This window comes from Paraburkholderia sp. GAS82, from assembly GCF_050436285.1.
GTDB classification, from domain to species: domain Bacteria; phylum Pseudomonadota; class Gammaproteobacteria; order Burkholderiales; family Burkholderiaceae; genus Paraburkholderia; species Paraburkholderia phenazinium_B.
Genome location: NZ_JBNDLX010000010.1, coordinates 104,804 through 129,893, shown reverse-complemented (window position 1 = coordinate 129,893; position 25,090 = coordinate 104,804). Strand labels below are relative to the sequence as shown.

Genomic DNA, 25,090 nt, shown 5'->3' with positions numbered 1-25,090 from the left:
AGTATTGTTTGTCCCTTGCGGACACTGATTGAAGTGATGCGGATTTGCGGTGCAAATCCAACGCATCATCGGGTTCTGATGAAAACGCCTGGCGTCAGGCGTCCGGGGTGCTGTCTTGAATGACGCACCACCATACCATTGCATTATTTCCCTTGCCGATGCGCTGCCAAAGGCATGACTTGGGGTAGGGGTACTAGAGGGTGAAGCGAGTGTGGGTGAGATCCTCGCACACCTGCCACAAGCGCGCGGCGTTGGCGGTATTGCCTGCCTGGGCGGCAACGTTCGCTTCGCCGACGCTGCTGCCGCGTGCCTCCAGCCATCCTTGCGGACCATAGTAGCCGCCGTCGCGGACATTGGCTGCAGTGGCCGCATAGAGAGTTGGCAGGGCGCCTGCATCATCGGTGTTGAACATGGCGCCGATGACAACCCCCAGGAGGTCTCGCGCCGCTCTCGAGATGGCGGAGCGATCGCCACCGCGAAACAGGTTCGTCTTCGCGACGCCGGGATGAGCGGCGACTGACATCACGCGCGAGTTTGCTGCGCGCAAACGACGGTCGAGTTCAAAAGCAAACATCAGATCCGCGAGCTTGGACTGCCGGTAGGCTTGCATCGGCGAATACTGCCTCGTGGATTGCAGGTCATTGAAGTCGATCTGGCCTTGTTTGTGTGCGATCGAAGCGATCGTGACCACACGCGGCCGCTCGGACGATCCGGTCGCGGCCTGTTCCAGCGCGGGCATCAGGAGCGCGGTCAACGCGAAGTGGCCGAGCACGTTGGTGCCAAACTGCAACTCGAAACCGTCGGCGGTTTCGAGGCGCTTCGGCGGTGCCATGACGCCCGCGTTGTTGACGAGAATATGAAGCGGGCGTTGCGCGGCGAGTTCCTGCTGCGCGAACTGATGCACGGACGCGAGGCTGGCGAGATCGACAAGCGCCAGTTCGGCGTGCGCTCCGGGTACGTCGGCGTTCAGACGGGCTAACGCATCCTCACCGCGTTGTTTGACGCGGCATGCCAGCATTACCTGCGCACCTTTGCGAGCCAGCATCAATGCTGCGTGGTAGCCGATCCCGCTGTTCGCTCCAGTGATGAGAATGCGTTTGCCGGCCTGCGATGCAATGTCGGCGGTGGTCCACGGTGTATTCATATCGATCCGCGCAGGGTAGTGGGACTCAACATTGAGACTATCACTAGTCGGACATAAAAAAGTCCCGCGTAAGACGGGCGGGGCAAATCGATACCAAGGCACTCTGCACGATGCACGTGTGCCGGCAAATCTCCCCAATCGCGGCTATGATTTGATGCGGCGATCGGCGCCGAAACCCTCCAGGAGACTACCCACATGATCCATGTCTTTGCTACGATCACCGCCCACCCCGGCCAGCGTGAAGCCGTGCTGGCACTCTTTAACGCGAACCGTCCGGCGGTGCTGGCGGAAGCGGGATGCATCAGTTACGAGGCGGTCGTCGACGTCCCCGACTTCGGCGGATTTCAGACACCGCTCGGCAACGACACGTTTGCTGTCGTCGAACGGTGGGAAAGCGCGGAAGCGTTGAAGGCGCACGCGGCCGCGCCGCACATGGCCGAATATGCAGGCAAGACTCGCTCGCTGCTCGCGAGCCGCGTCATCAATGTGCTGCACGCGTATTGATTGCGCGATTGACCTGCGCTTAACGAGGCAGCGTCGACAGATACGCAGCTGCGGCTTCGATCTGCGCATCAGTCAAATGCGCCGCGACCGCAGTCATTGACCCAGGCTTGGCGGCGCCGCTCTTCGCGCGCGCCTGAAACTCATGCAAACGCGCGACTGTGAAACTCGCAGGCTGACCCGCAATGCTGGGAAAGCGCGCGCCAATGCCGGTTCCACCGGCTGCGTGGCAAGAGAAACAGGCGGCGAGGCCAGTGCCGCCACCCATTTGCGCGAGTTGTCGTCCAGCTTCCACCTGCGCGGCTTGTGGAGGCTCCGCGGCATGCGCGAGCGGCGGCTTCTGTGCAGCAAAGTATTGGGCCAGGTCGTGCATGTCGCTGTCGGACAGATTGTGCGCGACGGCTTGCATGACCGGGCTTGCACGGGTGCCATCCTTGAACATTGCTAACGCGTGCGCCATGTAGTCGGCGTTCTGTCCTGCGAGTCTGGGGATTGCAGATGCCGGCGAGCCTTCTCCCGCGGCGCCGTGGCACGCGGCACATGTCGCTACGAGGCCGCTGTGGGGATCGGAAGGGGGCGTAGATGCTGCGAAGGCGCGCGGGGCGCCGAGCAGATTCAGGCCTGCGACTAGCGTGATCGCAGCAAACGCGCGAACGGATACTGCAGATGTCTTGCGCGTTGACTCCGCATGCGGCCAGACAGCGTACGAAAGCACATTGGCGATGCGACGGAGCGGGTGACCTTGCCGGTCATGCGGGCGGGCGGACCGCTTCGAGGGGGTAATGCATGGCATGGGATATCTTGCGCTGGAGACGGGGGGAGATTCATTATTTCCGAGGTCCCCAGCGCAGGTATAGTTGGATGTTTCGATTGCCTCTATTGAGGATTCCTATAGAGCGCCATTAATCGAATCTCAGCGTGTCACTGTCCGCTCGATCTGGCAATTTCCGCTTCGTAACGGGCCTTCGTTTCGGCGTTGGGCGGATAGAGGCCGGGTAGTGCGGCGCCGCTGTTGACCTCTTGCAGCACCCATTCCTCAAAGCGTTCTTTACGCGCGGCGAGTTCGACCACTTCTTCGAGCAATGCCGCGGGAATCAGAACGGCGCCGTCGGTATCGGCCACCACGACGTCATTGGGAAATACCGCTACGCCGCCGCAAGCGACCGGGTCTTGCCAACCGACAAAGGTCAGCGCGGCTACCGACGCGGGGGCAGCCGTGCCGCGGCACCAGACCGGCAGGCCAGTGTCGACCACGCCGACCACGTCGCGCACCACGCCATCCGTGATCAGCGCTGCGACCCCGCGCTTGTGCATCCGGGCGCACAGGATGTCGCCAAAAATCCCCGCATCCGTGACGCCCATTGCGTCGACCACGGTAATGCACCCCGCCGGCATCGCTTCAATGGCAGCACGCGTCGAAATTGGCGAGGCCCACGACGCGGGTGTCGCGAGGTCTTCGCGCGCCGGCACGAAACGCAGCGTGAACGCGCGTCCCACCTGGCGCTTCTGGTTGCCGGTCAGCGGTGCGGGACCGCGCATCCAGATCTTGCGTATGCCTTTTTCCAGCAGAACCGTCGACAGGGTCGCGGTGGTGATGCCGGCTAGGGCGCTGGCAATGTCGGGATGCAGAGGGAGTGTTTCGGTAGTCATGAAAATTAATCCGTAATCAGGCTCGTGAGGCGGGTTAGATACTGGCGATCAGGCCGCCATCGACGCGAATCACCGAACCGGTGACGTAAGCAGCTTGCACGCTCGCGAGAAACGTCACTACCGCGGCATATTCGCGGGGATCGCCGTAACGTCCAACGGGGATCGTTGCGACGCTCTCGGCGCTCACTTCGTCGACGCTGCGGCCTTCGCGCTTCGCTTTCTGCTCGTCGAGGAAGGTGATGCGCGGTGTGGCGATACGGCCCGGCAGCACGATGTTCGTGGTGATGCCATCGCGGCCCACTTCGCGTGCCAGCGTCTTGGACCAGCCCACCAGCGACATGCGCAGCGCATTCGAAATACCAAGCCCCGCAATCGGCGCAACTACGCCGGACGAGGTACTGGTGATCACGCGCCCCCATTTGCGATGACGCATGCCTGGCAACACCTTGTCGGTGATCGCGATCACCGACAGCACCATCGATTCGAAGCTTTTGCTCCACAACTCCACGGACTGTCCTGCCGCCGGCGTGGGCGGCGGTCCGCCTGTGTTGTTGACGAGAATGTCGACACCGCCAAAGGTGTCGTCAATGGCCTGCATCCGGCTCTCGATCACACTCAGGTCGGACAGGTCCCATTGCAGGGGCAGTGCCGTGGCGCCTGCCGCCTCGATGTCCGCCACGGTTTGCGACAACGCGTCTGCATTGATATCGGCGACGGCGATACGGGCGCCTTCAGCGGCAAGCGCTCGCGCAATGCCGCTGCCCAATCCTCCTGCCGCGCCGAACACGAGCGCGGTCTTTCCAGCAATTCCCAGATCCAAAATTCGACTCCAAAAGAGGGGCAATGATGGAGCGGTCGGCTTGATAGCGGACGGCCCGATGCCGGGTTAGTATAGGCAACTAGAAGTTCGATATGAAACGGAGAATTTTTGACCTGAGCATGGAAAAGTTCGATACATGATTCGCTACCTCCGAACCTTCGTCGTTGCGGCGGAAACCGAATCGTTTTCGGCGGCCGGCAACCGGCTTGGCCTGACGCAATCGGCTGTCAGCACGCAGATCCGGCGCCTCGAGGAGGAGTTGGGCTATGCGCTGTTCGATCGCACGGGCAAGTCGGTCACGCTAAGCGATGAGGGCCGCGAAGTGCTCGAACAGGCGGCGCACATTCTTGAATCGTTCGAGGGCCTGAAGCAGACCCCGCGTAGTGCGGGAAGAGGGCCTGTCAGCCTGGGGGCGATCGCCACGGTTCAACACAGCTTCCTGCCGAAGGCGCTGCTGCGCTTCCGGCAGGAGCAACCGGTGGCGCAGATCAATATCATCCCCGGCACGTCGATCCAGTTGCTGACGCGGATCGACTCGCACGAACTGGATGTCGCGGTGATGGTCAAGCCCCGGCTTGGCTTGCCGGCTGACCTGAAGTGGCTTCCGTTGATACAGGAACGCTACGTGGGCGTGGCGCCAGAAGGCTCGCCGGAGGACCTGGCCAAGCTCTTTCGCGAACGGCCCTTCATCCGCTATGACCGCCGTTCGCACGGCGGCCATCTGGTGGACCAGTTTCTGAAGCGTCAAGGTTTGTGGACTATGGACAGCATGGAAGTGGATGAACCGGCCGCAATCCTGAAGATGGTGAGCGAAGGATTGGGATGTTCGATCATTCCGGGCGAACTGGTGCCCGTGGCGCACACCGCGGGGATCATGGTGATCCCCCTGCCGGGCAGGCCGCTCGCGCGCGAGATCGGCATTCTCGTCAGGCTGGCGGCGATGAACCGGCAGCCGATCGCGACGCTGATCGACAGCCTGGCTGCTGAAGCGCAGGCTATCGAGCAGGATCGGGGCTGATCACAGCGGGCGACGCGGCATCGGAGCAGCAAGGGGCTGCCATTGGTCCGCTGTTTTTACTGCGTTTTGCCGGGTTGGCCTGTCGTTGCGACGAGTTCCGGCGTAGCCGCCACCTGAGCGAGTTCATCGCTCGACCACCCGCCGCCGAGCGCATCGAGCAGTTGCACGTTGGCGCTTAGCTGGCGCGTCTGGATGTCGAGCACGCTGCGCTGTGCGTCGAGTTGAACCGTCTGCGCCTGCACCACGTCGAGGTAGCCCACGGTGCCCTGTTTGTACTGTTGCAGCGCGAGGTCCACTGAGGTCTGCGCGGCGGCCGCGGCGTCCCGTTGCTGGCCAAGCGCCGTTCCCAGATACGACAGCAGCGCCAGGTTGTCCTCGACCTGCTCGAAGGCGGTCAGCACTACGCCGCGATAACGGTCGCCGGCCTCTTCGGTGGCGGCCTTGGCGGCATCCAGTTGCGCACGGCGCAAGCCGCCGTCGAAGACGTATTGCACGAGCTGCGGCCCGATGGCCCAGAACAGATTCGGTGCACTAACCAGTCCCGAGTAGGCGGCGCTTTGCACACCGCCTTGCAAGGTCAGCCCGATGTTCGGGAAGTAAGCGGCACGTGCGACGCCAATTTTTGCGTTGGCTTCGGCGACCCGGCGTTCCGCAGCGGCCACGTCAGGGCGCCGTTGCAGCAGCGTGGAGGGCAGGTCGGTCGGAATCGCCGGCAATGCGATGGCGGCGGTCTGTTGCGGCAGGCTGAATTCGGCCGCGGAGGTGCCCACCAGCACCGCGATCGCATGCTCCATCAGCGCGCGCTGCGCAAGGTTCTGCGACAACTGCGACTGTGCCGAGGACAACTGCGTCTGCGCGCGCGAAACGTCGAGACCCGAGACGATGCCGTGGCTATGCAGGGTCTGCGTGAGTTGCAGGGCCTTCGCGAAGGCCGTCTCGGTCGCGTTCAGCAGATCGGTTTGCTGGTCGAGACCACGCAGGCGGATATAGCTGTCCGCCAGTTCGACCTCGAGGCTCAGCTTCACCGACGCCAGATCGGCCTTGGTTGCCTGCGCCTCGTCCTTGCCGGCCAGCACGGAGTCGCGCACGCGGCCCCAGAGGTCGAGGTTGTAGTTGACCTGCGCACCGAGCGTCACGGAGTTGTAGTCGGCGGGCCCGTTACCGCGCAACGGCGCGGTGTCGGACTGGCGTTCGCGCAGCGGTACGGCGTTCGCGCTCACGGTCGGGTACAGCCCGGACTCGACTTGCGCCACGAATGCCTGCGCCTGCGCGTAGTGTGCGTAGGCCGCGCGCAAATCCGTGTTGTTGGCGAGCAGGCGCGTTTCCAGATCGTCGAGCTGCGTGTCGCCGTACATCTTCCACCAGCCGTTGCGGTCGATCTGGTCGGCGGGCTGCGCACTCGTCCAGGGGCCATACGTTTTGTACTGCGCGGCGACTGGGGTGGCTGGAACATCGTACTTCGGCGCGAGCGAGCAGGCGGCGAGCGCGGCGACGCTCGCCAGTACCGCGGGAAGACGCATTGGAGGAAGCGCGGGAAGCCGGACGCTGCGTCGAACTTTAACCATGTGCTGCCGCCTTCTTGTCCGCAACCGTTACGACCTGCACGCTGTCGCCGTCGCTGAGGCCGTCGGGCGGGGTATCGATGATGCGATCGGTCGCAGCGAGACCCGAGCCGATTTCCACGGAGTCGCCCAGATCGCGGGCGATCTTCACCGGCTTGAAGTGCACGTGATTGTCCTGGTCGAGCGTGGCGATCACCACGCCGCGGCTGTCGAAGACCACTGCGCTGGCCGGCACGCGTACCGCATCCGAGGCAACCGGCAAGGTGAACTTGAGGCTGGCGAAGCCGCCCGGCAACAGCTTGCCGTCGGCATTGTCCACCAGTAGCTGAACCAGCGTCGTGCCGGAATTCGAGTTGACCGAGTCCGCCGCGGCGATCACGTGCGCGGTGAACTGCTGGTCCGGATACTCGGGAACGGTCAGCGTTGCGGTGGTGCCGTTGTGGATGGCCGGTGCATAGTTCTGCGGCACCTGCACGTACACGCGCAACTGCTTGACTTCGGAAACCTCGAACAGCTCCTGGCCTACGCCCCCGCTGCCTGCATTGATCAGTGCGCCGACGTCGGTATCGCGCGCGGTCACCACGCCGTCGAACGGCGCCACGATGCGTGCGAAGGCCTTGGTGGCGACGAGGCGATCGACGTTGGCCTTCGCCGCGGCGACAATCGCGGCCTTCGCCGTGTAGTCGGCCGTGCGTTGATCGACGTCCTGCTGCGCAACGGAATCCGTGCCGCGCAGTGCTTCCCAGCGCTTTGCAGTAGTGCCGGCGACTACGGCATTCGCCTGCGCGCTCTGCAGATCCGCGCGCGCCTGCAGCAATTGCTGATCGAGTTCGGGCGTTTCGATTTCGGCGAGTTGCTGGCCAGCTTTGACGCGTGTGCCGATATCCACATTCCACGATTTCAGATACCCGCTTACCTGCGCGAAAATCGGCGCCCGGGTAAACGCTTCGAGGCGCGAGGGCAGTTGCAGCGACGGACCGTTGGCATCGCGGATCGGCTGGATGACGCTCACGCTCGGTACGGCCTGGGCATCGGTCCAGGTCTTCAGCTTGTGAGCGTCGTCGGCTCTCAGCACGAGACCGGCGGCGACAATGCCGAGCGCAACCAGCAGCGCGACCACGCCGGCTATGCGCAGCGGACGGCGCGAGGGCGGATTAACGGGGAAAGCGGAATCAGACGACATGAGCAGGATCTCCCGAGGCGGGTGCCGGGTTGGACGCACGCCCTGGGCGCGCGTGCACGATACAAAAAATGACGGGGACGAGGAACAGCGATGCGGTGGTAGCGAACAGCAGCCCACCGATCACGGCGCGGCCAAGCGGCGCGTTCTGTTCGCCGCCTTCGCCGAGTGCGAGTGCCATCGGCGCCATGCCGATGATCATCGACAGTGCGGTCATCAGCACCGGACGGAAACGTGTGAAGCCCGCTTCGAGCGCGGCCTTGAACGGATCGCCGTGCTCGGCGAGACGTTCGCGGCAGAAACTGACCACGAGGATCGAGTTGGCTGTCGCCACCCCCATACACATGATGGCGCCGGTTAGCGCGGGCACCGAGAGCGTGGTGTGGGTCGCAAACAGCATCCAGACAATGCCGGCCAGTGCGGCCGGCAATGCCGTGACGATCACGAACGGGTCGGCCCACGACTGGAAGTTGATGACGATCAGCAGATAAATCAGCACCACCGCACCCAGCAGCCCGAACAGCATGCCGGTGAAGGCGCTGTTCATGGTCTGCACCTGACCGAGCAGCGCGACCGACGAGCCTTTGGGCAAGGTGCTGGCGTTGTCGTGCACGATCTTCTGGATGTCGGCCGCCACGGCGCCGAGATCGCGGTCCTGGGTGGTCGCGAAGATCTCGACCATCGGCTGGATGTTGTACTGGCTGACCACTTCGTTGGTGCTGGTGCGTTGCACCGTCGCCAGGCCGCCGAGGATCTGCGAGGTGCTGCCGCCGCGCGCGGTGATCGGCAGGTTTTGCAGCGCGGCAAGCGAATCGAGGCTGTATTGCGGCGTTTGCATCACGATCGGATACGAAATCCCGTTCGCGTTGTTCAACCAGAACGTCGGCGCGACCTGGCTCGAGCCGGCAAGGTTCACCACCATGCTGTTGGTCACATCGCTCTCGCTGATGCCGACCAGTTGCGCGCGCGTACGGTCCACGTCGACGTTGAAGGTCGGATTGGCATGCGACTGCGCAATACGCGCATCGACCACGCCCGGCACGTCACGCACGAGGCGCAGCAGATGGTCCGCGTACGCGAAGTTGGCGTCCAGGTTATTGCCTCGGACCTGCAGATCGATAGGTGCGGGCGAGCCGAAGTTCAGAATCTGGCTGATGATGTCGGCCGGCGGGAACGAGAACGTCACGCCGGGAAATTCGCGCGGCAAGCGCTCGCGCATGAGGCGGACGTACTCGGCGGTCGGCGCGTGGCCTTCGTTGAGCGCGATCTGGATGTCGCCGTCCTGCGAGCCGACCGTGCCGGTGTTGTTGTAGGCGGTATTGATACCGCTCACCGGCAGGCCCATGTTGTCGACGACCGCGCCGAGGTCAGCCGGCGGAATGATCTGGCGGACGGCCCCTTCGACATTGGCAAAGATCTGCGCAGTCTTTTCGACCCGAACCCCGACCGGCGCGCGCACGTGCATGAGGATCTGTCCGGCATCCACCGACGGGAAAAAATTGCGGCCGAGAAACGGCACCAGCGCGAACGACACCAGCACAAAGCCGAGGAAGCCGATGACGAACGGACGCCGATGGTTCAGCGCGAGTTCGAGCAGGCCGTGATAACCGGAACGCACCTTTTCGAAGCGCGCTTCGAAGCCGCGCTGGAAACGTCCGAGCGGACCTGGACTCTTCGCCTCATGGCCATGTTCGCCTTGCACGTGCTGCTTGAGCAGGTACTTGGCCATGGTCGGCACCAGCGTTCTCGACAGGATGAACGACGAGATCATCGCGAAGATCACCGCTTCGGCCATCGGCACGAACAGGAAGCGTGCGACACCATCGAGGAAGAACATCGGCACGAACACAATGCAGATACAGAGCAGCGAGACGAACGCGGGCGTCACGATCTGCGCGGCGCCGTCGAGAATCGCGGTCTCCACCTCTTTGCCATGCTCGAGGTGCCAGTTGATGTTTTCGATGGTAACGGTCGCATCGTCGACGAGAATCCCCACGGCGAGTGCGAGGCCGCCTAGCGTCATGATGTTCAGCGTCTCGCCGAGCGCGGACAGGGTGGCGATGGAACCGAGAATGGCGAGCGGAATCGAGGTGGCGATGATGATCGTCGAGCGCCAGCTGCCGAGAAACAGCAGAATCATCAGGCTCGTCAGCACGGCGGCAATCACGCCTTCGCGCGCCACGCCGCTGATGGCGGCGCGCACGAAGATCGACTGGTCGCCGATCGCATCGATCTGCAGGTTGTCGGGCCACGAGGCCTTGCCTGCGGCGACCTGTGCCTTGATGCCGGAGATGATCCCCAGCGTCGACACCGAGCCGTTCTTGAGCACCGACATCAGCACCGAACGTTTGCCGTTCACGTGCACGATATTGGTCTGCGGCGGGTTGCCATCACGCACGTTCGCCACATCGCGTATATAGACGGTCGTGCCGTTGACGGCCTTGATCGGCAGATCGCCCAGGGCCTTGATCTGCGATGGCGCGTCGTTCAGTTGCAGCGTGTATTCGTAGTCGCCGATTTTCTCCGTACCGACCGGCGTGATCAGATTCTGGCCAGCCAGCGCATTGGCCACGTCCTGGGCAGACAGGCCGCGCGCCTGCATGGCGGCCGGGTCGACGTCGATCTGCACTTCACGTGTCTTGCCGCCGAACGGGTAGGGGATGGCGGCCCCTGCAACCGTGGTGAGGACCGGGCGCACCGCATTCAAACCGAGGTCGCCGAGATTCTGTTCGGTCAGTCCTTTACCCGACAGCGCGAGCTGGATGATCGGCACCGTCGAAGCGTTGTAGTTCAGGATCAGCGGCGGCGTGGTGCCTGGCGGCAACTGCCGCAACTGCGTTTGCGCAACCGCGGTCACCTGCGCATTGGCCGTACTGATATTGACGCCCGGCTGGAAGAAGATCTTGATGATCCCAAAGCCTGCGACCGATTCCGCCTCGATGTGCTGGACGTCGTTCACGGTGGTCGTCAACGTGCGCTCGAATGGCGAGGTGATGCGGCCGACCATCTGGTCCGGCGGCAGGCCCGTGTATTGCCACACCACGCTGATGACCGGAATCCTGATGTCGGGGAAGATGTCGGTCGGCGTCTTGACGGCCGACAACGGACCGATGATCAGGATAAAGATCGCGAGTACGACGAAAGTGTAGGGTCGCCTAAGGGCAATGCGGACTAGGCCGAGCATGACAATTCCAGGACTTGGAAAAACGTAGAGGTGGTTTGCAATTTATTAAGCGCTTGCGCAATGAAACCTAAAGCGCGAATGTACACAAGGCCCGGGAATTCTGCTGAACGTCAAAAACGCATTGCAGGTTTCTGAACGCCGCTAACCGGGCCATTGCTCTCGCCGGCCTGTCGCGCAAAAATGCCGCGATGACCGGCGCAGACCAGCACCTTTCCCCCTGCGCGCCGGAGAGCCGACGCAGAGTACCGGGCGAGAAGGCGTTATATAAGAGACGGTTTTCGCAAAACAGTCATGCACGAAACGGCAAGAAAACGCTTAGCCTTTTTGCGGTGCCGCTGTTTCGATAGTCACTTCGCCGCGCAACGCGAACTGTTCCAACACCGGCGCGTCGGGCCGGGCATCGGTGACGAGCGTCCAGTCGCGCTCGAGGGGAGTCCAGTGCTGCTGGTTCGCGCGGTCCAGTTTGTTCGACGTCACCAGCACGAAGACATGGGCGGCCTGCCTGATGATGCACTCCTTCAGATAAGCCTGCTCGGCGCTCGCCTCACACAATCCGCGACCGGCGACGACGCCGTCGGCCCCGAGAAACGCCTTGTCTACCGAGACGCGGCTCAAGGCGAGCTGCGCAAGCGGCCCCAGCGTGCTCATGCTGGTGGGGCGCAGATCGCCGCCTATCAGCGTGACAGGCACCTCGCTTGCCGCCAGCAGGTTGACTGCCAGCAGGTTATTGGTGACGACGCGGATGCTGCGGCGGCCGGCCAGCAGTCGCGCCACTTCGGCGGTGGTGGTGCCGCCGTCGAGAAAAATCGTGTCGCCGTCGTGAACGTGGTTCGCTGCGAGCTGGGCGATCGCAGCCTTTTGCTCGCGAAAACTTTCGCGCCGGCTGTCGAGCGATTCCTCCGGCTCGTGCATGCCGATCGAAGCGGCAGCGCCACCGTACGTGCGCACGATGCGCCGCTCTTCTGCAAGCGCGCGCAGATCGCGCCGCACCGTTGCTTCGGACATCCCGAAGTGTTCGCACAGCGCGCCGACATCGGTCATGCCGGACAGGACAGCCTGCAGCATCGCCTCGCGGCGGTTGGTAACTTTCATGTCTTCGCCACAAAAATGATCGATTCGGTCATTCTAGTCTTTGCCCGGCCATGCGGGCGTATCAGCAAAATCTTACTGGATTGAAGGGTTATTTGCATCCGGATTGCAGACGATGGAGCTGTGCCGTACACTCTGACTGATCGATGTAGTCAAAATAAATGATTGAATCGGTCAAACACGGACAGGAGACACCCATGGCCCAGATACCTATCAAGCGCGCAATTGAACGCGTCCCCGGCGGAATGATGATCGTCCCACTGCTGCTCGGCGCAGTCGTCGCGACCTTTCTTCCAGGCATGCCGAAGTTCTTCGGCTCGTTCACCAGTGCCTTGTTTACCGGCGCGTTGCCTATCCTTGCAGTGTTCTACGTCTGCATGGGCGCGGCGATCGACATCAAGGCCACACCATACCTGCTCAAGAAGGGCGGGGCGCTATTTGTGGCGAAGGTGGGGTCGGCGATCGTGGTGGGTATGGTGCTGGGGCATTTCCTTGGCGAGCAGCCGGTGCCGTCCGGACTGTTCGCCGGCATGTCGACGCTTGCCGTGGTGGCGGCAATGAACGACACGAACGGCGGCCTCTATATGGCGCTAATGGGTCAATATGGCAAATCTGAAGACGTGGGCGCGTACACCATCATGTCGCTCGAATCGGGGCCGTTCCTCACCATGGTCACCCTGGGCGTGGCGGGACTCTCGGCGTTTCCATGGCAAACGCTGGTGGGCAGCATCCTGCCGCTCGTGGCGGGCATGCTGCTCGGCAATCTCGACCGCGAAATGCGCGAATTTCTCGGGCGTGCGGTGCCGGTCATGATTCCGTTCTTTGCGCTCGCACTCGGCGCCAGTCTCGATCTGCACAAGGTCTGGCAGGCCGGTTTGCTGGGCATTGGTCTGGGCGTCGCCGTGGTGGTCGTAACGGGTATTCCGCTGTACCTGACTGATCGCCTGACAGGCGGCACCGGGGTGGCAGGCGTCGCCGCTGCGAATACGGCCGGCAATGGGGCGGCGGTGCCGGCCTTGATCGCCGCGGCCAATCCGGTCTATGCGGAGGCTGCGAAAAGCGCAACGCTGCTGGTGGCCGCCTGCGTGGTGGTGACGGCGATCCTCTCGCCGATCCTGACCGCGGCCGTCGCAAAGCGCGTAGCAAAGCGGGCAGCAAAAGGCACGAGTGAGAGCAAGGACACGAACCATTCGACAGCAGGAGCCAGGCGGTGAGTCATACGAGTCTTCTGATTCTTGCTGATGACCTGTCCGGCGCCGCGGACTGCGCGATCGCCTTTGCGGGCGCAGGAAGGCACACTGCTGTCACGCTGACGGCCACGCGCGCGATGAGCGGCGCGGACGTGGTCGCCGTGGATACCGACACGCGCCGGATGCCGCCAGCCGAGGCCGCGCATTGCGCCGGTGCGGCCTGGCAGGCGCAGCGCGCGCCGGGGCGCCGTTTGTACAAGAAGATCGACTCCACCTTGCGCGGCAACTGGGCTGCCGAAGTCGCGGCCTTGCAGCCGCTCGCCGGTCTCGCGATCGTGGCGCCCGCTTTTCCGGCCACCGGCCGCACGGTAGACGGCGGCAGAGTGTTCGTGCGCGGCGTGCCGCTCGGCGACACGGAGACCTGGAAACTCGAGCACGCCGGCCAGTCAGCCGATCTATGGGCGATGCTGGAGTCGGCTGGCCTCACTACCGCATTGCTGGGCGTCGATGGATTACGCAGTGAGCAGGAGTCCTTGCGTGCCGCGATCGCCAGTGTGGCGCAGAGCGGCACGAACGCACTGATCGTCGACGCGCACACCGAAGCGGACCTGAGAGCGCTTGCACAAGCGACGCTCGCGCTGGAAGCGCCGTGCTTCTGGGTTGGCTCAGGTGGTCTTGCGCGTGAGCTTGCTGCATTGGACGAGCTCTTCTCCGCTGTACCCGTTGACGATACCGAAGCGCAGCCCACCACGCACGCTCGTGATGGCGCCGTGCTGATTCTGGTCGGCAGCCTGTCGGCGGTGTCCGCGCAACAGTGTGCGATGCTGCGCGAACGCGCGGGTGTCGACGAGGTGATCGTGCCGCCCGCGGTGTTGCGCGATGGCGCGCTCCACCCGCAGTGGGCAGCGTGGCAGAGCCGCATTGCCGGATACCTCGCTGGCCGCACCGATCTGCTGGCGCGAATTGGCCGCGACGACGCGTTTGATCCGGCCGAAGGCGCCCAATTGTCCGCGGCGCTCGCGGCACTCGTCGCTCCGTGCTTTGAGCATCTCGGCGGCCTGATCGTCACCGGCGGCGAGACCGCGCGCGCCATGCTCGGTGCGGTTGGGATCGAAAGCCTTCGCTTGCTCTCGGAAATCGAACCGGGTGTGGCGGTTGCGCGTCCGCATGGACATGAGCATCTCACGGTCGTCACTAAAGCCGGCGCGTTTGGCACCGAGCATGCGCTGTATGGCGCTTACCTTCATCTTCGAGGCCTCGCGGAAGTCACGCGCACGGACTCATGAATCATGGACCTCATGGTCCACCAACGAACTCACTGAAACTCAGGCAGAACATGATGAGCAACTACCTTCCAGTCATCGGCATCACGATGGGCGATGCAGCCGGCGTGGGCCCCGAAGTCGTGGTCAAGAGCTTGACGCACGAATCGCTCTACCGGCAGTGCCGCCCGCTCGTGATCGGCGACGCTGGGCGTCTCGAAGAGGCCAACCGGATTGTCGGCGGCACGGCAAGCGTACGACGCATCGAGAAGGCCTCGGAGGCGCGCTATGAGCCTGGCATCATCAACTGCATCGATCTCGGCCTGATCCCCGCGGGCCTGCCATTTGGCACGTTGTCTGCCGTTGCCGGCGACGCTGCCTATCGCTACATTGCGCGCGCCGTCGAGCTGGCCAAAAGCGGTGAGATCGACGCGATCTGCACGGCGCCGCTGAACAAGGAAGCCTTGCATGCGGGTGGCCACAAGTATCCCGGGCACACGGAGATGCTTGCGCACCTCACCGGCATCGACGAAGTGTCGATGATGCTCGTCGCGCCGCAATTGCGTGTGATTCACGTGACGACGCATATTGGCATCATCGACGCAATTCGCAAGATCGAACCGGGCCTCGTACAGCGCACGATCGAGCGGGGTCATGCCACGCTCGTCAAGGCGGGTATCGCCAATCCGCGCATTGCCGTGTGCGGCATCAATCCGCACGCGGGTGAGAACGGCCTGTTCGGCTATGGCGAGGAAGAAGAAAAGATCGTCCCCGCAGTGCAGCTTCTGCGCGAGCGCGGCTGGGACATCGAAGGACCGTTGCCCGCGGACACGCTGTTTTACCGCGCCGGCCGCGGCGACTTCGATCTGGTGGTCGCGATGTACCACGACCAGGGTCACGGCCCGGTGAAGGTGCTGGGCCTCGAGGCGGGCGTCAACGTGACGGTTGGCCTCGATGTGATCCGTACTTCGGTCGATCACGGCACCGCGTTCGATATTGCCGGTAAAGGCATCGCAGACGAACGCAGCATGCTCGAAGCATTGCGTCAGGGCGCTGAACTGGCTACCCGGCGCGCCTGAGATGACAGGCAGGATGAACGGTCGGCTCAAGCGCGCGCTGTAGCGCAGATAAGGATCTGTATCGAACCGGTAACCTGCGAAAGGGCGGTGCGCGCTACCGTGATTGTCTACGCAGAGCGTCGCGCCCCCACGGATTTTTAGGCCCACGAGGGGGCCCGCGCGTATGCGACGGATAAACCCTTGAGCGAAGCCAGAATCATTGTCTGATAGCAGGAAGTTGATCTACCGGCCGCGTATCCGGCCCGGCAGGGCGGCGCGGTTGCTGCGAAAGTGTCTGCGACGCGCGTCGATCGTCTGGGTGGTGCGTGCGCCGCGCCTTGCGGCCATCGCCGCGGCGGTAGCCAGTCTTACCTGGCCTCAAGCGCACGCCCAGCTGAGCGGTGCAGCCGCGCAACCTCAATCGCTCGACGGCCCATGGGGCCTGCGCTTTGCGCCTCAACTCGAAGAGCATCTGCTGCGGCTCGGCCAGGCAGCGGTCGAATTCGGTCTTGGCGATATGGTCTACGGCGTGTCGGCCACCGGCATCGCGCTAAAGGGCCATGGCGAAATACGCGTGAACGCCACCGTCGTGAAGGGCGATGCCATCTATTACGACGAGGACACGGACGTGGCCGATGCATACGGCAACGTACATGTCGTAAGGAATGGCGACGTGTTCGTCGGCCCCGAGGCGCATCTGAGGATCGATGCGTCGGAGGGTTACATGACTGCACCGAAATATCACTTCAACCTGACGAACGGTTCCGGCAGCGCCGCGCGTATCGACATTGTCGACAACGACCGCTCCGTGATTCACCAGGGTACTTATACGGGCTGCCAGTGCGTGGACGATCCCGCGTGGTACGTCAAAGCCTCGCGCTTCGATATCGACAACGGGACGAACGTAGGCGTAGCACGAAACGGTGTGATTTTTTTCGAGGGCGTGCCCATCTTCGCCAGCCCGTGGTTGTCGTTTCCGCTCAACGGCGATCGCCGCAGCGGCGTGCTTCCGCCTACCTTCTCCGTGAGTTCGACGAACGGTGAGGATATCGAGCTTCCATATTATTTCAACCTGGCACCGAACTACGATTTGACCCTGACGCCGCGCTTTCTCTCGAAGCGTGGCGCCATGCTGTCCGAGGACTTTCGCTATCTTTCGCCTGACTACTCGGGAAGCCTGAGCGCTTCGTTTCTGCCGGACGATGAGATCACCAAAACCAACCGTTACGCGATCACCTTCATCCACAACCAGAATCTTGGAAACGGTTTTGGCGCGTACGTGAATTACAACCGTGTGTCGGATTCGAACGTGACCACCGACCTCGCTGAAGGCAGTGCAGTTCCGCTTGCGGCCACCACGGAGTTCCAGCAGGAAGCGGGTTTGACCTATAACGACGGACCGTGGTCCATGCTGTTCCGCGATCAGCACTGGCAATCGTTTACGACCAGTCCTTCGTACAACCGCGAACCGGAAGTCGACGTCAAGTACGCGAAATACAATGTCGCCGGCTTCGATTTCGGCGCCGAGGCCGACGCGACGCGCTTCACCATCGACACTGCGGGCGCCACGGAAGGCAGCCGCCTTGTGTTCAACCCGTACGTCAGCTACCCGATCGTGCATCCGGGCTGGTTTTTTACACCGAAGCTGCAATGGCATTTTGCGGCGTACGATCTGACGTCGATCAGCAGTTCCGCGCCGACCGGTCAACCCAAGACCTTTAGTTACAACGTACCCACCCTCACGCTCGATTCCGGAATGGTCTTCGAGCGCAGCGTCAATCTGTTCGGCACGAGCTACATCCAGACCCTGGAGCCGCGGCTCTATTACGTCTACACACCGTATCGTAATCAGACATTCGCGCCGATCTTCGATACCGCCCAGGCGGACTTTGGTCTTGCGGAGATTTTCACCAGCAACACTTTTGTGGGCGGCGATCGCGTGGCCGACCTGAATCGCCTGACGAGCGGTTTGACGACACGCTTTATCGACCCTTCGACGGGTGACGAGCGGGCGCGCTTCACCATTGCGCAGGAATACTATTTCACCAATCCCGAGGTGACCTTGGTGGAGGATGAACCGGAAACCGATCTGCGCGGCGCTTCCTTGGCGATGGGGACCTCGTTCAAGGTGGGGCGTGATGTCTCGGCAGAGCAGTCGATGGAATACGACGAACGGTATAACCGCATCGACGCCGCGACCGTGGGTTTTACATGGAAGCCTGCGGACCGCGAAGTGGTGAATTTCGGGTATCGCTACATTCGCGATAACACGACCATCGACGATGAACCGGAAAATCAGGTGATCCTGTCGGCTCAATGGCCGTTGACTCGCAACCTCTCTACCGTGGGCCGCTTCAATTACGACATGCTGTCGCATCACCTGATTGCCGGATTGCTTGGCGTTCAGTATGACGCGCAGTGCTGGTCGCTAAGTCTGGCGGTACAGAAGTACAGCGAAGAGGACGACACCACGGGGGAGCCCACCAGTGGCACACGGGTGTTGCTGCAACTGCAGCTCAAGGGATTTTCGAGGATCGACAACGGCCTGCTTCAGCAGTTTCAGTCGAGCGTCCCGGGCTATACGGCGCTGCCATCCACGGTGCCTGCGGATTCGCGCTTCAGCGATTACCAGTAGGGGTGGTGTGGAGGGGAGCCCGGGCGCTTCACCTCGAACGGAAGCTCAATTGGCGGTCGCGCTCATTGCAACCGTCATGGGAAGCTGGACGCTTAATGCCTTCTCCAGTCTGGAGAGGCTCGGCGGTGGCAGGGAAAAGCAAAGCCAACCGAAACCCGTATGCCTTAGCAGAAGGACTGCGCCGTCAACAAGAGGGCCTTTGTCGACGTACCAGCACGGGTCGACTTCAAGCGAATACATCACGGTACGCAGAGGTTGAGGTGGAGGGGCCGGGGGCATCTGCCTGCGGATCTCGCCGAGTTGCGCAATGAGGTCGTCAATTTCGTGAGCATTCAGCAGTGCTGCGTTGTCTCCGATGACAAAGCGGAGTGCAGCGGTTCCGGATACTTGCACGGGTTCGAAAGACATACGTTGGTACATAGAACACCTCCAGATACGTAAAGCATGTTGCTGGTGCCGGCAAAGCATTAGCTGGCTTGCGGAAAGCGATGCAACGTCGCTTCCCGGAAGCCAAGGTCTTCATGCTAGCAATCGCAGATTCCGCTCTGGTTACGGGTATGTTCCACGTCATTACTCGCTTACAGGTTCGTTGTCCGATGATGCGAAGCGAACCTGAAACCGGTCGACTTTATGCCTTCTGATACGTCCCGGATTACAAACTTCGGATCACGAAAGAAAGCGAAAGCCCGCTGTGGTTCGTTGCCAACGATTCGCGCAAAGGGCTGTGAGCTAATAGCGACGTCCGGCAGACGCTGCATAGCCAGCAGGCGGGATATCGAAACGCACAGGCTCGTGTGTGCTGAAAAAATCGGTAGGTCCCCACCGATCCGATCGCAGCGTGCACAGCGTTATTCAAGTTTATCCTCGGAGAACCACAGATGAAAAAGTCCGTTGTGACAATGGCGTTGCTGATGAGCGCCGCCAAGGTCGCTTACGCTCAAAGCAGCATCACGCTGTACGGGATCCTCGACGAATCGGTCCAGTACACACATAACGCTACGTCGACCGGCGGCAATGCGGTCGGGCTCTATTCCGGCAACCTGTCGGGCGATCGCTGGGGTCTTAAGGGCTCGGAAGATCTGGGTGGCGGACTGAAGGCGATCTTCCAGCTGGAAGACGGCTTTAACCTGAACAACGGCAAGATGGGCACCTATAACGGGACCACGTCGGAGTTCGGCCGCCAGGCCTATGTCGGCCTGCAGAGCGACAGTTACGGCACGTTTACCGCTGGGCGTCAGTACGATCCTCTTGTGGACCTGGTGCAGGGTATAACGGCCGATAACTACTTCGGCAGCGCGTTTGCGACCGCAGGCGACGTAGACAATTACGACAACAGTTCGCGCACCAACAATTCGCTGAAGTATGTGTCGCCGGTGTTCGGCGGTCTGCAGGTGGAAGGGCTTTACGCATTGGGCGGCACGGCAGGCGCGACCGGGTCGGGGCAGACGTGGTCGGTAGCTGCGGCGTACAACAACGGCCCGCTTGCGCTCTCGGCCGGTTACTTCGTAGCGGACAATGCAGACACGACCGCCGCCACGCGAACGGGCTGGTCCTCGACATCGGATGGCACGTTCGATGGTCCCGTCAACACCGGTTATGACACGGCGAAGTCGATCAACATCGCACGCGTCGCCGCGCAGTATGTTGCAGGTCCCTACACGTTCGGTCTGAGCTACAGCAACTCGATGTATAAGGCGGATGCACAGTCGGCGTTCCTCGTGACGGAAAAGTTCAACACGGGGCAAGCCTTCCTGAACTACCAGGCAACGCCGGCGCTGCTGCTAGGCCTCGGTTACAGCTACACGAGGGCGAGCGGCGATACGGGCGCGACGTATAACCAGATTTCGCTGGGCGCGGACTACAACATCTCGAAGCGCACGGACGTGTATCTGGTCGGCGCATGGCAACACGCCAGCGGCGAGCAGTTGAACAGCGACGGCACTGTGAGCAGCGCCGAGGCTTCGATCGGTTCGTATGGTGTGGCAGGAACCAGTTCGCAGGACTTGATCAGTATCGGCATCCGTCACAAGTTCTAACGGGTCAGTCGGGCATCCATACTGGGGGATGCGAAAAGCCGGTCGCCTGCGCGAGTTCAGGTGACCGGCTTCATGCTTACGCTGAACCTGAAAACCGCACCACCTGATGCAACGCTGCCCACGCGAGTGACAAAGAGAATGCAGCCAGAATGATCGACGCGCAACGTTGGACGTGCACAGGATTAACCCGCTTCAGGCGGCCGCTGCCGAGTCCCGCGCCGAAAGTGATCCATAGCAGGCCGATGGGGACGAGCAGGGCAGTGAAGATCACCATGGCTTCAAGATAGGCGCCGAGGCTCTGGAACACCGCCGCCGGAAAGATGGTGCCGGCAAACAGGATGGCTTTCGGATTGAGCAACGTGGCGACGAACAGGGTACGCAGGCCGATTGTCGCGTGTGTCGACGAAGAAAAGGAGTTCGCCGTCTGCCACATGCGAACCGAGAGGTACGCAAGATACAGGCTGCTCGCGAGCCGCAACAGCGTAGGCAGCCAGGTGAGCGACGTTGCCGCATGTGAAAGAAAAAGTCCCCACGCCGAAATCGACACAAGGTAGCCGGCGAATTCGCCGCCCGTCAGATGTGCCGAGCGCCTCATACCCCGTCGCAGCCCCGCAGTGGCGAGCAAGGTGTTGGTTGGGCCAGGCACGACCAGCACGATAGCGCTGCCTAAAGCCAGCAATGCGGCACTTGAAGTTGAAAGCATTGGATTGACGCGAGCAGAGGTGGACCCAGATTATGTGCGATTGTCGGCGATCTGGAGCGCAATGTCGAACCGTTGCGTTGACGAAGCGCGGAATGCGAGGTCCGGCAGCGCCTCAATAGCTTCCCAGTTCCTCGAAGAGGACGTCGCCGCAAACGACGTACCTGACCCCGCCGCTTTCGACACATGCAGCGAGCGTCACGCAAAGATTCATCGATCCCGAGGTGACATAAGGCTCGCTGACGACGGCCTCGCCTGGATGACTCACCGCGTCTCTGAAATATGGCCGTTTCGACCAGTTGGCACCCTTGCTTCTTCCGAGCATGGGGAAGCGAGATTGCTTGCGCATCGGGTGGTCGGTCGATTCCACCTGTCTGTCGATCTGTGCGCCGTGTTGATCCAGCAGGAACATGCGAATCGACAGCGGAAGGGCGAGGAAGCGCGGCGCGATATCGGCGAAACTTTCGCCCATGCAGAAGGCGTGCGTGACATCCCGGAACGCCTCCCGGTAGGGCTGCAACGCCACCAGGTCGGCAATCGGCTTGATCCGCTCGGTACTGTGAAAGTCTTCTAGCAGGTGTTCGGTGCCGGTCACGACCAATTCGCCGTTCTCGGGTAACGGCGCGGGCCTGCCGAAGTAGTAGCCTTGTGCGAAGTCGGCATCGCAATCGAGGCACAACAGCGCTTCCGTTTCCGTTTCCACGCCTTCGATGGCAACGAGGGTGCCAATTTCATGCAAGAGGCCAACCAGCCGCCGCAGACTGCGTGCATTGCGATGGCTCATCGCCGCCTGTCTGATCAGTTCGCGATCGAGCTTGACCACATCAGGACGCAGATCCCAGACCCGGCTCAGGTTGGTTTCGCCGGCGCCAAAATCGTCGAGTGCGATGAGCAGGCCATGTTGCCGTAACTGGTTGGCCACATCGACGAGCGTTTGACTTCTTGGCAGCGGGGTTTCGAGCACTTCGATCGCGAGGCGTGAGGAAGGGATGCCGCAGCCGAGGATGTCCGCAATGAGGCCCGGTCCGTGAACCGGATGAATCAGTACTTCAGGTTGTACATTGATGAACAGAACGCTTTCGTGGTCGGCACGGCGTGCGAACTGACCCGTGTGACAACGCACGCATTCGCGTTCGAATTCGCCGGTGCGATCGACGAGCGCTGCGCGGCGAAACGCTTCGATCGGTGAACAGGGCCTGCCGTTAATCGATGAACGCAGCAACGCCTCATATCCCAGGGGCGTCAGATGGGCAAGAGACACAATGGGCTGAAACGCGCTGTTTACGCTGGGTAGAAGATAAGAATACGCTTCGCTCATCGTATAGCGGTACCCATGGTGAATTCGATTTGCGGTGGCATCAGCCGCCTGTACCGCGCCAGCATGACAAGCACACTATGTCCAATCTAACCAATCCTTTCTCGTAAGTACTCGCGTTGTGGCATTGCCTCGACCCGGTTGCGGCCACTTTCTTTCGCGCGATACAGCGCCTGGTCGGCCGCCTCGACGATCTCGGCGGCTTCGGCGTACGACGATTCGAATACGGTAATGCCTATGCTGACCGTGACGAGTTCACCCGTCGGCGTCTCGTTGTGAATATTAAGCGAGCGGACCGCTTCCTGCATCCTTTTCGCCACGAGGCGTGCGCCATCTTCATCGGTCGACGGAAGGATAGCAGCGAACTCTTCGCCGCCATAGCGTGCGAGCAGGTCGCCGCCGCGCGGCAACATCGATTGCAGGGCGGCCGCGATCGAAATGAGGCATCGGTCGCCGGCCGGATGACCGTAGCGGTCGTTGAGTCTCTTGAAGTAGTCGATATCCACGAGGAGCAACGCAAGCGGCTCCTGATTGCGGACCGCGCGGTTCCATTCGACGATGAGCGTCTGATCGAAATGGCGGCGATTGGCCGCATTGGTGAGGCCATCGGTCAACGCCATCGCTTCGAGCCGGTCGCGGGCTTCGTGCAACTCGTGTTGCACCCGTAAATGACGGCCTTGCAAGGTCGTCATGCGGATGCCGTAGACAACCAGCGCAGTGAACACCCCGACCATGCCTTCGTAGAAATGCCGGCGTATCACGGACATGCTGAGCGCCAGCAGCGCGACGGTATAGAAAATGGGGCTGACGTTTTCGATGAACAGCGCAAGCCGCTTTCTCTGCGCGGGCTGCACCCGCTGAAACCGCGGCGAGGTGGGTATCACGGCCACCACAGCCAGAAACAGAAACGGCAGATCGGCCATCAGGTCGATCAGATTGTGCGTGTCGGTCGACACGGCCAGGTCGTTATAGATCCACGCCATGACGCCATAGATCCAGAGAAAGGCGCAGAGGACTTCGTAGAAGCGCCGTTCGTGTCCGCGCGGCTGAGCGACCAGGCGCAACGTGGATGCCACGATGAGAATGACATTCTCGGCCTTGTAGGTCAAAAGCAGCACCGAGATCGAAACAGGCTGCAACTGGGCGCCGGACAGCGGCGTCACGGAAAAGATGGTGACGTAGGTCAGGTAACCGGTCAGCAGTGCCTGGAATCCGTCCAGCCAGACGAAGAAGGGAATCGACTGTTCTGTCGAGACGGATGAAATCGCCAGCAGGATCGGCACGTCGAAGAGGAAGAAGCAGACATCCGAAAAGTAGGCGACGCTGACCGGAATGTGCTGGAAGATGTCTTCCCAGGCGCTGAGCAGCATGCCGCACAACCAGAGGAACATGCCGGCGGCGAGCAGAATCCACGCCGAACGGGATTGGCGCTCGACCGTGGCCACGCGCCAGCCGCAGGCCGCGATCACGAGCGTTGGGCAGAGCAGCAAAAAGGGGTAGGTCAGAACCGCCGCCTGGGAGCGAAAGACGAGCAGCACCAGCGCGTGCAGACAGACGAATGCACACGCGAGCGGCAAGAGAACTTTCAGTAACGGCGACGGGCGGCGCAAGGTTGAACCTCAAGGGCTGAGGAAAGCAGGCGAAAGTCCCCAGGCAGGCGGACGCGGCTCGATGCGGTTCTACCCTGCACAATCGCCGCATTCCGCATAGGCAAACTTACGGCACACGTGAAGAAAACTTGAGCGCGATTATTCAGTTGATCTATGCGATCGCGTGGGGGTGTCCAGCAGGGGCTCGCCAAACGTTTGCGCCTCTTGCTGGTCACGCGGTTCGATGGGATTGGAGCACGTGTCGGGCTTCCACTCATCTGCGGATGTGGGTCGATATTGTTTGAATGAGTTGCAGGCATATAGCAGCGTCCCCCGCCTGTATTTCGCTCGCGATTTTATCGCGAGAATTGTCTGACCAATAATAATTTGCATAACTGTCGATGACACGGTGGCTCGCTGGTTGCGTAAGCTTCGCGTAAAACTGGCAGCGCAGACTTTGCGATGACGCACTGCACATCGAGGGCTCTGCCATGAAAGCTTCCGTCTTTGTCGGAACCAGTCTTGATGGCTTCATCGCCAGGGTCGATGGCTCGCTTGATTTTCTTCCCGAGGGCGGCGGCGAGCCCCACGGCTACGATGAATTCATGGCGACGGTGGATGCGCTCGTCATTGGCCGCAACACATACGAAACGGTACTGGGTTTCGATACGTGGCCCTATGCCCGCAAGCCGGTATTCGTCCTGAGTACTCGCCCGCTGGCGAAAGCGCCCGCCGGCGCGCTCGTCGAGCATATCGAAGGATCGCCGGCGGATGTGGTGTCTCTGCTCGAGCGTCGTGGTGTCCAGCATATTTACGTGGATGGCGGGATCACCATTCAGGCGTTTCTGCGCGCGGGTCTCGTACAGCATCTGACTGTCACGCGCGTGCCCGTTCTTATCGGAACAGGAATCCCCCTGTTTGGCGAGCTGCTGCGTGACATTGCTCTCACGCATATCGCGACACATCAGTACGCGAGCGGGCTCGTCAAAAGCGAGTATCGGCTGGGCGTTTGATGCCGCGCCTTGCAACGCTTTTTGAGCGTTCAGCGCTATTTCCCGGAATGCGCTAAAGTGCAGGCCGAATTGTGCGCAGCAGCATGCGGCGCGGTCCGCTTTCGATGCTCTTTCCCTATATGTGAGCCTCGAAGCGACGCGGTC

The 25,090-nt window shown here is 61.8% G+C and carries 20 protein-coding genes; 8 read left to right on the top strand and 12 right to left on the bottom strand.

What is annotated here, in order from left to right; translation table 11 throughout:
* Window positions 1-193: 193 nt before the first annotated feature.
* Entirely contained in the window at window positions 194-1,144 is a 951-nt protein-coding gene (locus P3T17_RS28415; RefSeq protein ID WP_429409744.1) for an oxidoreductase, read from the bottom strand.
* Between the two features lie 195 nt (window positions 1,145-1,339).
* On the opposite strand from P3T17_RS28415, the gene P3T17_RS28410 reads away from it, so the two are divergent.
* Entirely contained in the window at window positions 1,340-1,648 is a 309-nt protein-coding gene (locus P3T17_RS28410) for a putative quinol monooxygenase (RefSeq protein ID WP_074268071.1), read from the top strand.
* Between the two features lie 19 nt (window positions 1,649-1,667).
* Here the strand turns inward: P3T17_RS28410 and P3T17_RS28405 are convergent, their stop codons facing one another.
* The 3 genes from P3T17_RS28405 to P3T17_RS28395 form a co-directional block, all read right to left on the bottom strand.
* A complete protein-coding gene (locus P3T17_RS28405; protein ID WP_429409743.1) occupies window positions 1,668-2,438 on the bottom strand; it encodes a c-type cytochrome in 771 nt (256 codons plus the stop codon).
* A 128-nt stretch (window positions 2,439-2,566) separates the two neighbouring features.
* The gene (locus tag P3T17_RS28400) at window positions 2,567-3,295 is read right to left on the bottom strand and encodes a ribonuclease activity regulator RraA (RefSeq protein WP_429409742.1); all 729 of its coding nucleotides are present in this window, start codon (window positions 3,293-3,295) and stop codon (window positions 2,567-2,569) included.
* A gap of 34 nt (window positions 3,296-3,329) precedes the next feature.
* Complete coding sequence (locus tag P3T17_RS28395; RefSeq protein WP_429409741.1) at window positions 3,330-4,115, bottom strand: SDR family oxidoreductase; 786 nt, start codon at window positions 4,113-4,115, stop codon at window positions 3,330-3,332.
* Window positions 4,116-4,251: 136 nt separating this feature from the next.
* Between P3T17_RS28395 and P3T17_RS28390 the strand changes: the two genes are divergently transcribed.
* A complete protein-coding gene (locus P3T17_RS28390) occupies window positions 4,252-5,133 on the top strand; it encodes a LysR family transcriptional regulator (RefSeq protein WP_074268074.1) in 882 nt (293 codons plus the stop codon).
* 56 nt (window positions 5,134-5,189) lie between these two features.
* Here P3T17_RS28390 and P3T17_RS28385 read toward each other — a convergent pair whose 3' ends face one another.
* The 4 genes from P3T17_RS28385 to P3T17_RS28370 all read right to left on the bottom strand — a co-directional run bounded on the left by P3T17_RS28385 (window position 5,190) and on the right by P3T17_RS28370 (window position 12,151).
* Window positions 5,190-6,698, bottom strand: coding sequence for an efflux transporter outer membrane subunit (locus P3T17_RS28385; protein ID WP_429409740.1), 1,509 nt, complete (start codon window positions 6,696-6,698; stop codon window positions 5,190-5,192).
* Window positions 6,691-7,878, bottom strand: a complete 1,188-nt coding sequence (locus P3T17_RS28380) for an efflux RND transporter periplasmic adaptor subunit (RefSeq protein WP_074268076.1) — start codon at window positions 7,876-7,878, stop codon at window positions 6,691-6,693. Before P3T17_RS28380 ends, P3T17_RS28385 begins: the two co-directional genes overlap by 8 nt.
* Complete coding sequence (locus P3T17_RS28375) at window positions 7,868-11,059, bottom strand: efflux RND transporter permease subunit (RefSeq protein WP_429409739.1); 3,192 nt, start codon at window positions 11,057-11,059, stop codon at window positions 7,868-7,870. The genes P3T17_RS28380 and P3T17_RS28375 overlap by 11 nt, the downstream gene beginning before the upstream one ends.
* Before the next feature lie 315 nt (window positions 11,060-11,374).
* Complete coding sequence (locus P3T17_RS28370; protein WP_074268078.1) at window positions 11,375-12,151, bottom strand: DeoR/GlpR family DNA-binding transcription regulator; 777 nt, start codon at window positions 12,149-12,151, stop codon at window positions 11,375-11,377.
* 194 nt (window positions 12,152-12,345) lie between these two features.
* Between P3T17_RS28370 and P3T17_RS28365 the strand changes: the two genes are divergently transcribed.
* From P3T17_RS28365 to P3T17_RS28350, 4 genes are all read left to right on the top strand, one after another.
* Entirely contained in the window at window positions 12,346-13,362 is a 1,017-nt protein-coding gene (locus P3T17_RS28365) for a 2-keto-3-deoxygluconate permease (RefSeq protein WP_429409738.1), read from the top strand.
* Window positions 13,359-14,624 (top strand): four-carbon acid sugar kinase family protein, encoded by a 1,266-nt coding sequence (locus P3T17_RS28360; RefSeq protein WP_429409737.1) that lies wholly within the window; start codon window positions 13,359-13,361, stop codon window positions 14,622-14,624. The genes P3T17_RS28365 and P3T17_RS28360 overlap by 4 nt, the downstream gene beginning before the upstream one ends.
* A 53-nt stretch (window positions 14,625-14,677) precedes the next feature.
* On the top strand, window positions 14,678-15,679 hold the full coding sequence (gene pdxA, locus P3T17_RS28355; RefSeq protein WP_074269388.1) for a 4-hydroxythreonine-4-phosphate dehydrogenase PdxA: 1,002 nt from the start codon (window positions 14,678-14,680) through the stop codon (window positions 15,677-15,679).
* A gap of 259 nt (window positions 15,680-15,938) precedes the next feature.
* Window positions 15,939-18,293 (top strand): LPS-assembly protein LptD, encoded by a 2,355-nt coding sequence (locus tag P3T17_RS28350; protein ID WP_429409736.1) that lies wholly within the window; start codon window positions 15,939-15,941, stop codon window positions 18,291-18,293.
* Between the two features lie 45 nt (window positions 18,294-18,338).
* Here P3T17_RS28350 and P3T17_RS28345 read toward each other — a convergent pair whose 3' ends face one another.
* On the bottom strand, window positions 18,339-18,713 hold the full coding sequence (locus P3T17_RS28345; RefSeq protein WP_074268081.1) for a hypothetical protein: 375 nt from the start codon (window positions 18,711-18,713) through the stop codon (window positions 18,339-18,341).
* A gap of 458 nt (window positions 18,714-19,171) precedes the next feature.
* On the opposite strand from P3T17_RS28345, the gene P3T17_RS28340 reads away from it, so the two are divergent.
* Window positions 19,172-20,329, top strand: coding sequence for a porin (locus tag P3T17_RS28340; protein WP_429409735.1), 1,158 nt, complete (start codon window positions 19,172-19,174; stop codon window positions 20,327-20,329).
* A gap of 76 nt (window positions 20,330-20,405) precedes the next feature.
* Here the strand turns inward: P3T17_RS28340 and P3T17_RS28335 are convergent, their stop codons facing one another.
* The 3 genes from P3T17_RS28335 to P3T17_RS28325 form a co-directional block, all read right to left on the bottom strand.
* The gene (locus P3T17_RS28335; RefSeq protein ID WP_429409734.1) at window positions 20,406-21,032 is read right to left on the bottom strand and encodes a LysE family translocator; all 627 of its coding nucleotides are present in this window, start codon (window positions 21,030-21,032) and stop codon (window positions 20,406-20,408) included.
* A 112-nt stretch (window positions 21,033-21,144) separates the two neighbouring features.
* Entirely contained in the window at window positions 21,145-22,347 is a 1,203-nt protein-coding gene (locus tag P3T17_RS28330; RefSeq protein ID WP_074268084.1) for a sensor domain-containing phosphodiesterase, read from the bottom strand.
* 86 nt (window positions 22,348-22,433) lie between these two features.
* Window positions 22,434-23,921: a diguanylate cyclase gene (locus tag P3T17_RS28325; RefSeq protein ID WP_429409733.1), complete on the bottom strand. Its 1,488-nt coding sequence runs from the start codon at window positions 23,919-23,921 to the stop codon at window positions 22,434-22,436.
* Window positions 23,922-24,424: 503 nt separating this feature from the next.
* On the opposite strand from P3T17_RS28325, the gene P3T17_RS28320 reads away from it, so the two are divergent.
* Window positions 24,425-24,946, top strand: a complete 522-nt coding sequence (locus P3T17_RS28320; RefSeq protein WP_429409732.1) for a dihydrofolate reductase family protein — start codon at window positions 24,425-24,427, stop codon at window positions 24,944-24,946.
* The last annotated feature ends 144 nt before the right edge of the window (window positions 24,947-25,090 follow it).

Coding starts and splice junctions, on each gene's coding strand:
- P3T17_RS28415 (WP_429409744.1), bottom strand. CDS start 1,144: ATGAATACACCGTGGACCACCGCCGACATTGCATCGCAGGCCGGCAAA.
- P3T17_RS28410 (WP_074268071.1), top strand. CDS start 1,340: ATGATCCATGTCTTTGCTACGATCACCGCCCACCCCGGCCAGCGTGAA.
- P3T17_RS28405 (WP_429409743.1), bottom strand. CDS start 2,438: ATGCCATGCATTACCCCCTCGAAGCGGTCCGCCCGCCCGCATGACCGG.
- P3T17_RS28400 (WP_429409742.1), bottom strand. CDS start 3,295: ATGACTACCGAAACACTCCCTCTGCATCCCGACATTGCCAGCGCCCTA.
- P3T17_RS28390 (WP_074268074.1), top strand. CDS start 4,252: ATGATTCGCTACCTCCGAACCTTCGTCGTTGCGGCGGAAACCGAATCG.
- P3T17_RS28385 (WP_429409740.1), bottom strand. CDS start 6,698: ATGGTTAAAGTTCGACGCAGCGTCCGGCTTCCCGCGCTTCCTCCAATG.
- P3T17_RS28380 (WP_074268076.1), bottom strand. CDS start 7,878: ATGTCGTCTGATTCCGCTTTCCCCGTTAATCCGCCCTCGCGCCGTCCG.
- P3T17_RS28375 (WP_429409739.1), bottom strand. CDS start 11,059: ATGCTCGGCCTAGTCCGCATTGCCCTTAGGCGACCCTACACTTTCGTC.
- P3T17_RS28370 (WP_074268078.1), bottom strand. CDS start 12,151: ATGAAAGTTACCAACCGCCGCGAGGCGATGCTGCAGGCTGTCCTGTCC.
- P3T17_RS28365 (WP_429409738.1), top strand. CDS start 12,346: ATGGCCCAGATACCTATCAAGCGCGCAATTGAACGCGTCCCCGGCGGA.
- pdxA (WP_074269388.1), top strand. CDS start 14,678: ATGAGCAACTACCTTCCAGTCATCGGCATCACGATGGGCGATGCAGCC.
- P3T17_RS28345 (WP_074268081.1), bottom strand. CDS start 18,713: ATGTACCAACGTATGTCTTTCGAACCCGTGCAAGTATCCGGAACCGCT.
- P3T17_RS28340 (WP_429409735.1), top strand. CDS start 19,172: ATGAAAAAGTCCGTTGTGACAATGGCGTTGCTGATGAGCGCCGCCAAG.
- P3T17_RS28335 (WP_429409734.1), bottom strand. CDS start 21,032: ATGCTTTCAACTTCAAGTGCCGCATTGCTGGCTTTAGGCAGCGCTATC.
- P3T17_RS28330 (WP_074268084.1), bottom strand. CDS start 22,347: ATGAGCGAAGCGTATTCTTATCTTCTACCCAGCGTAAACAGCGCGTTT.
- P3T17_RS28320 (WP_429409732.1), top strand. CDS start 24,425: ATGAAAGCTTCCGTCTTTGTCGGAACCAGTCTTGATGGCTTCATCGCC.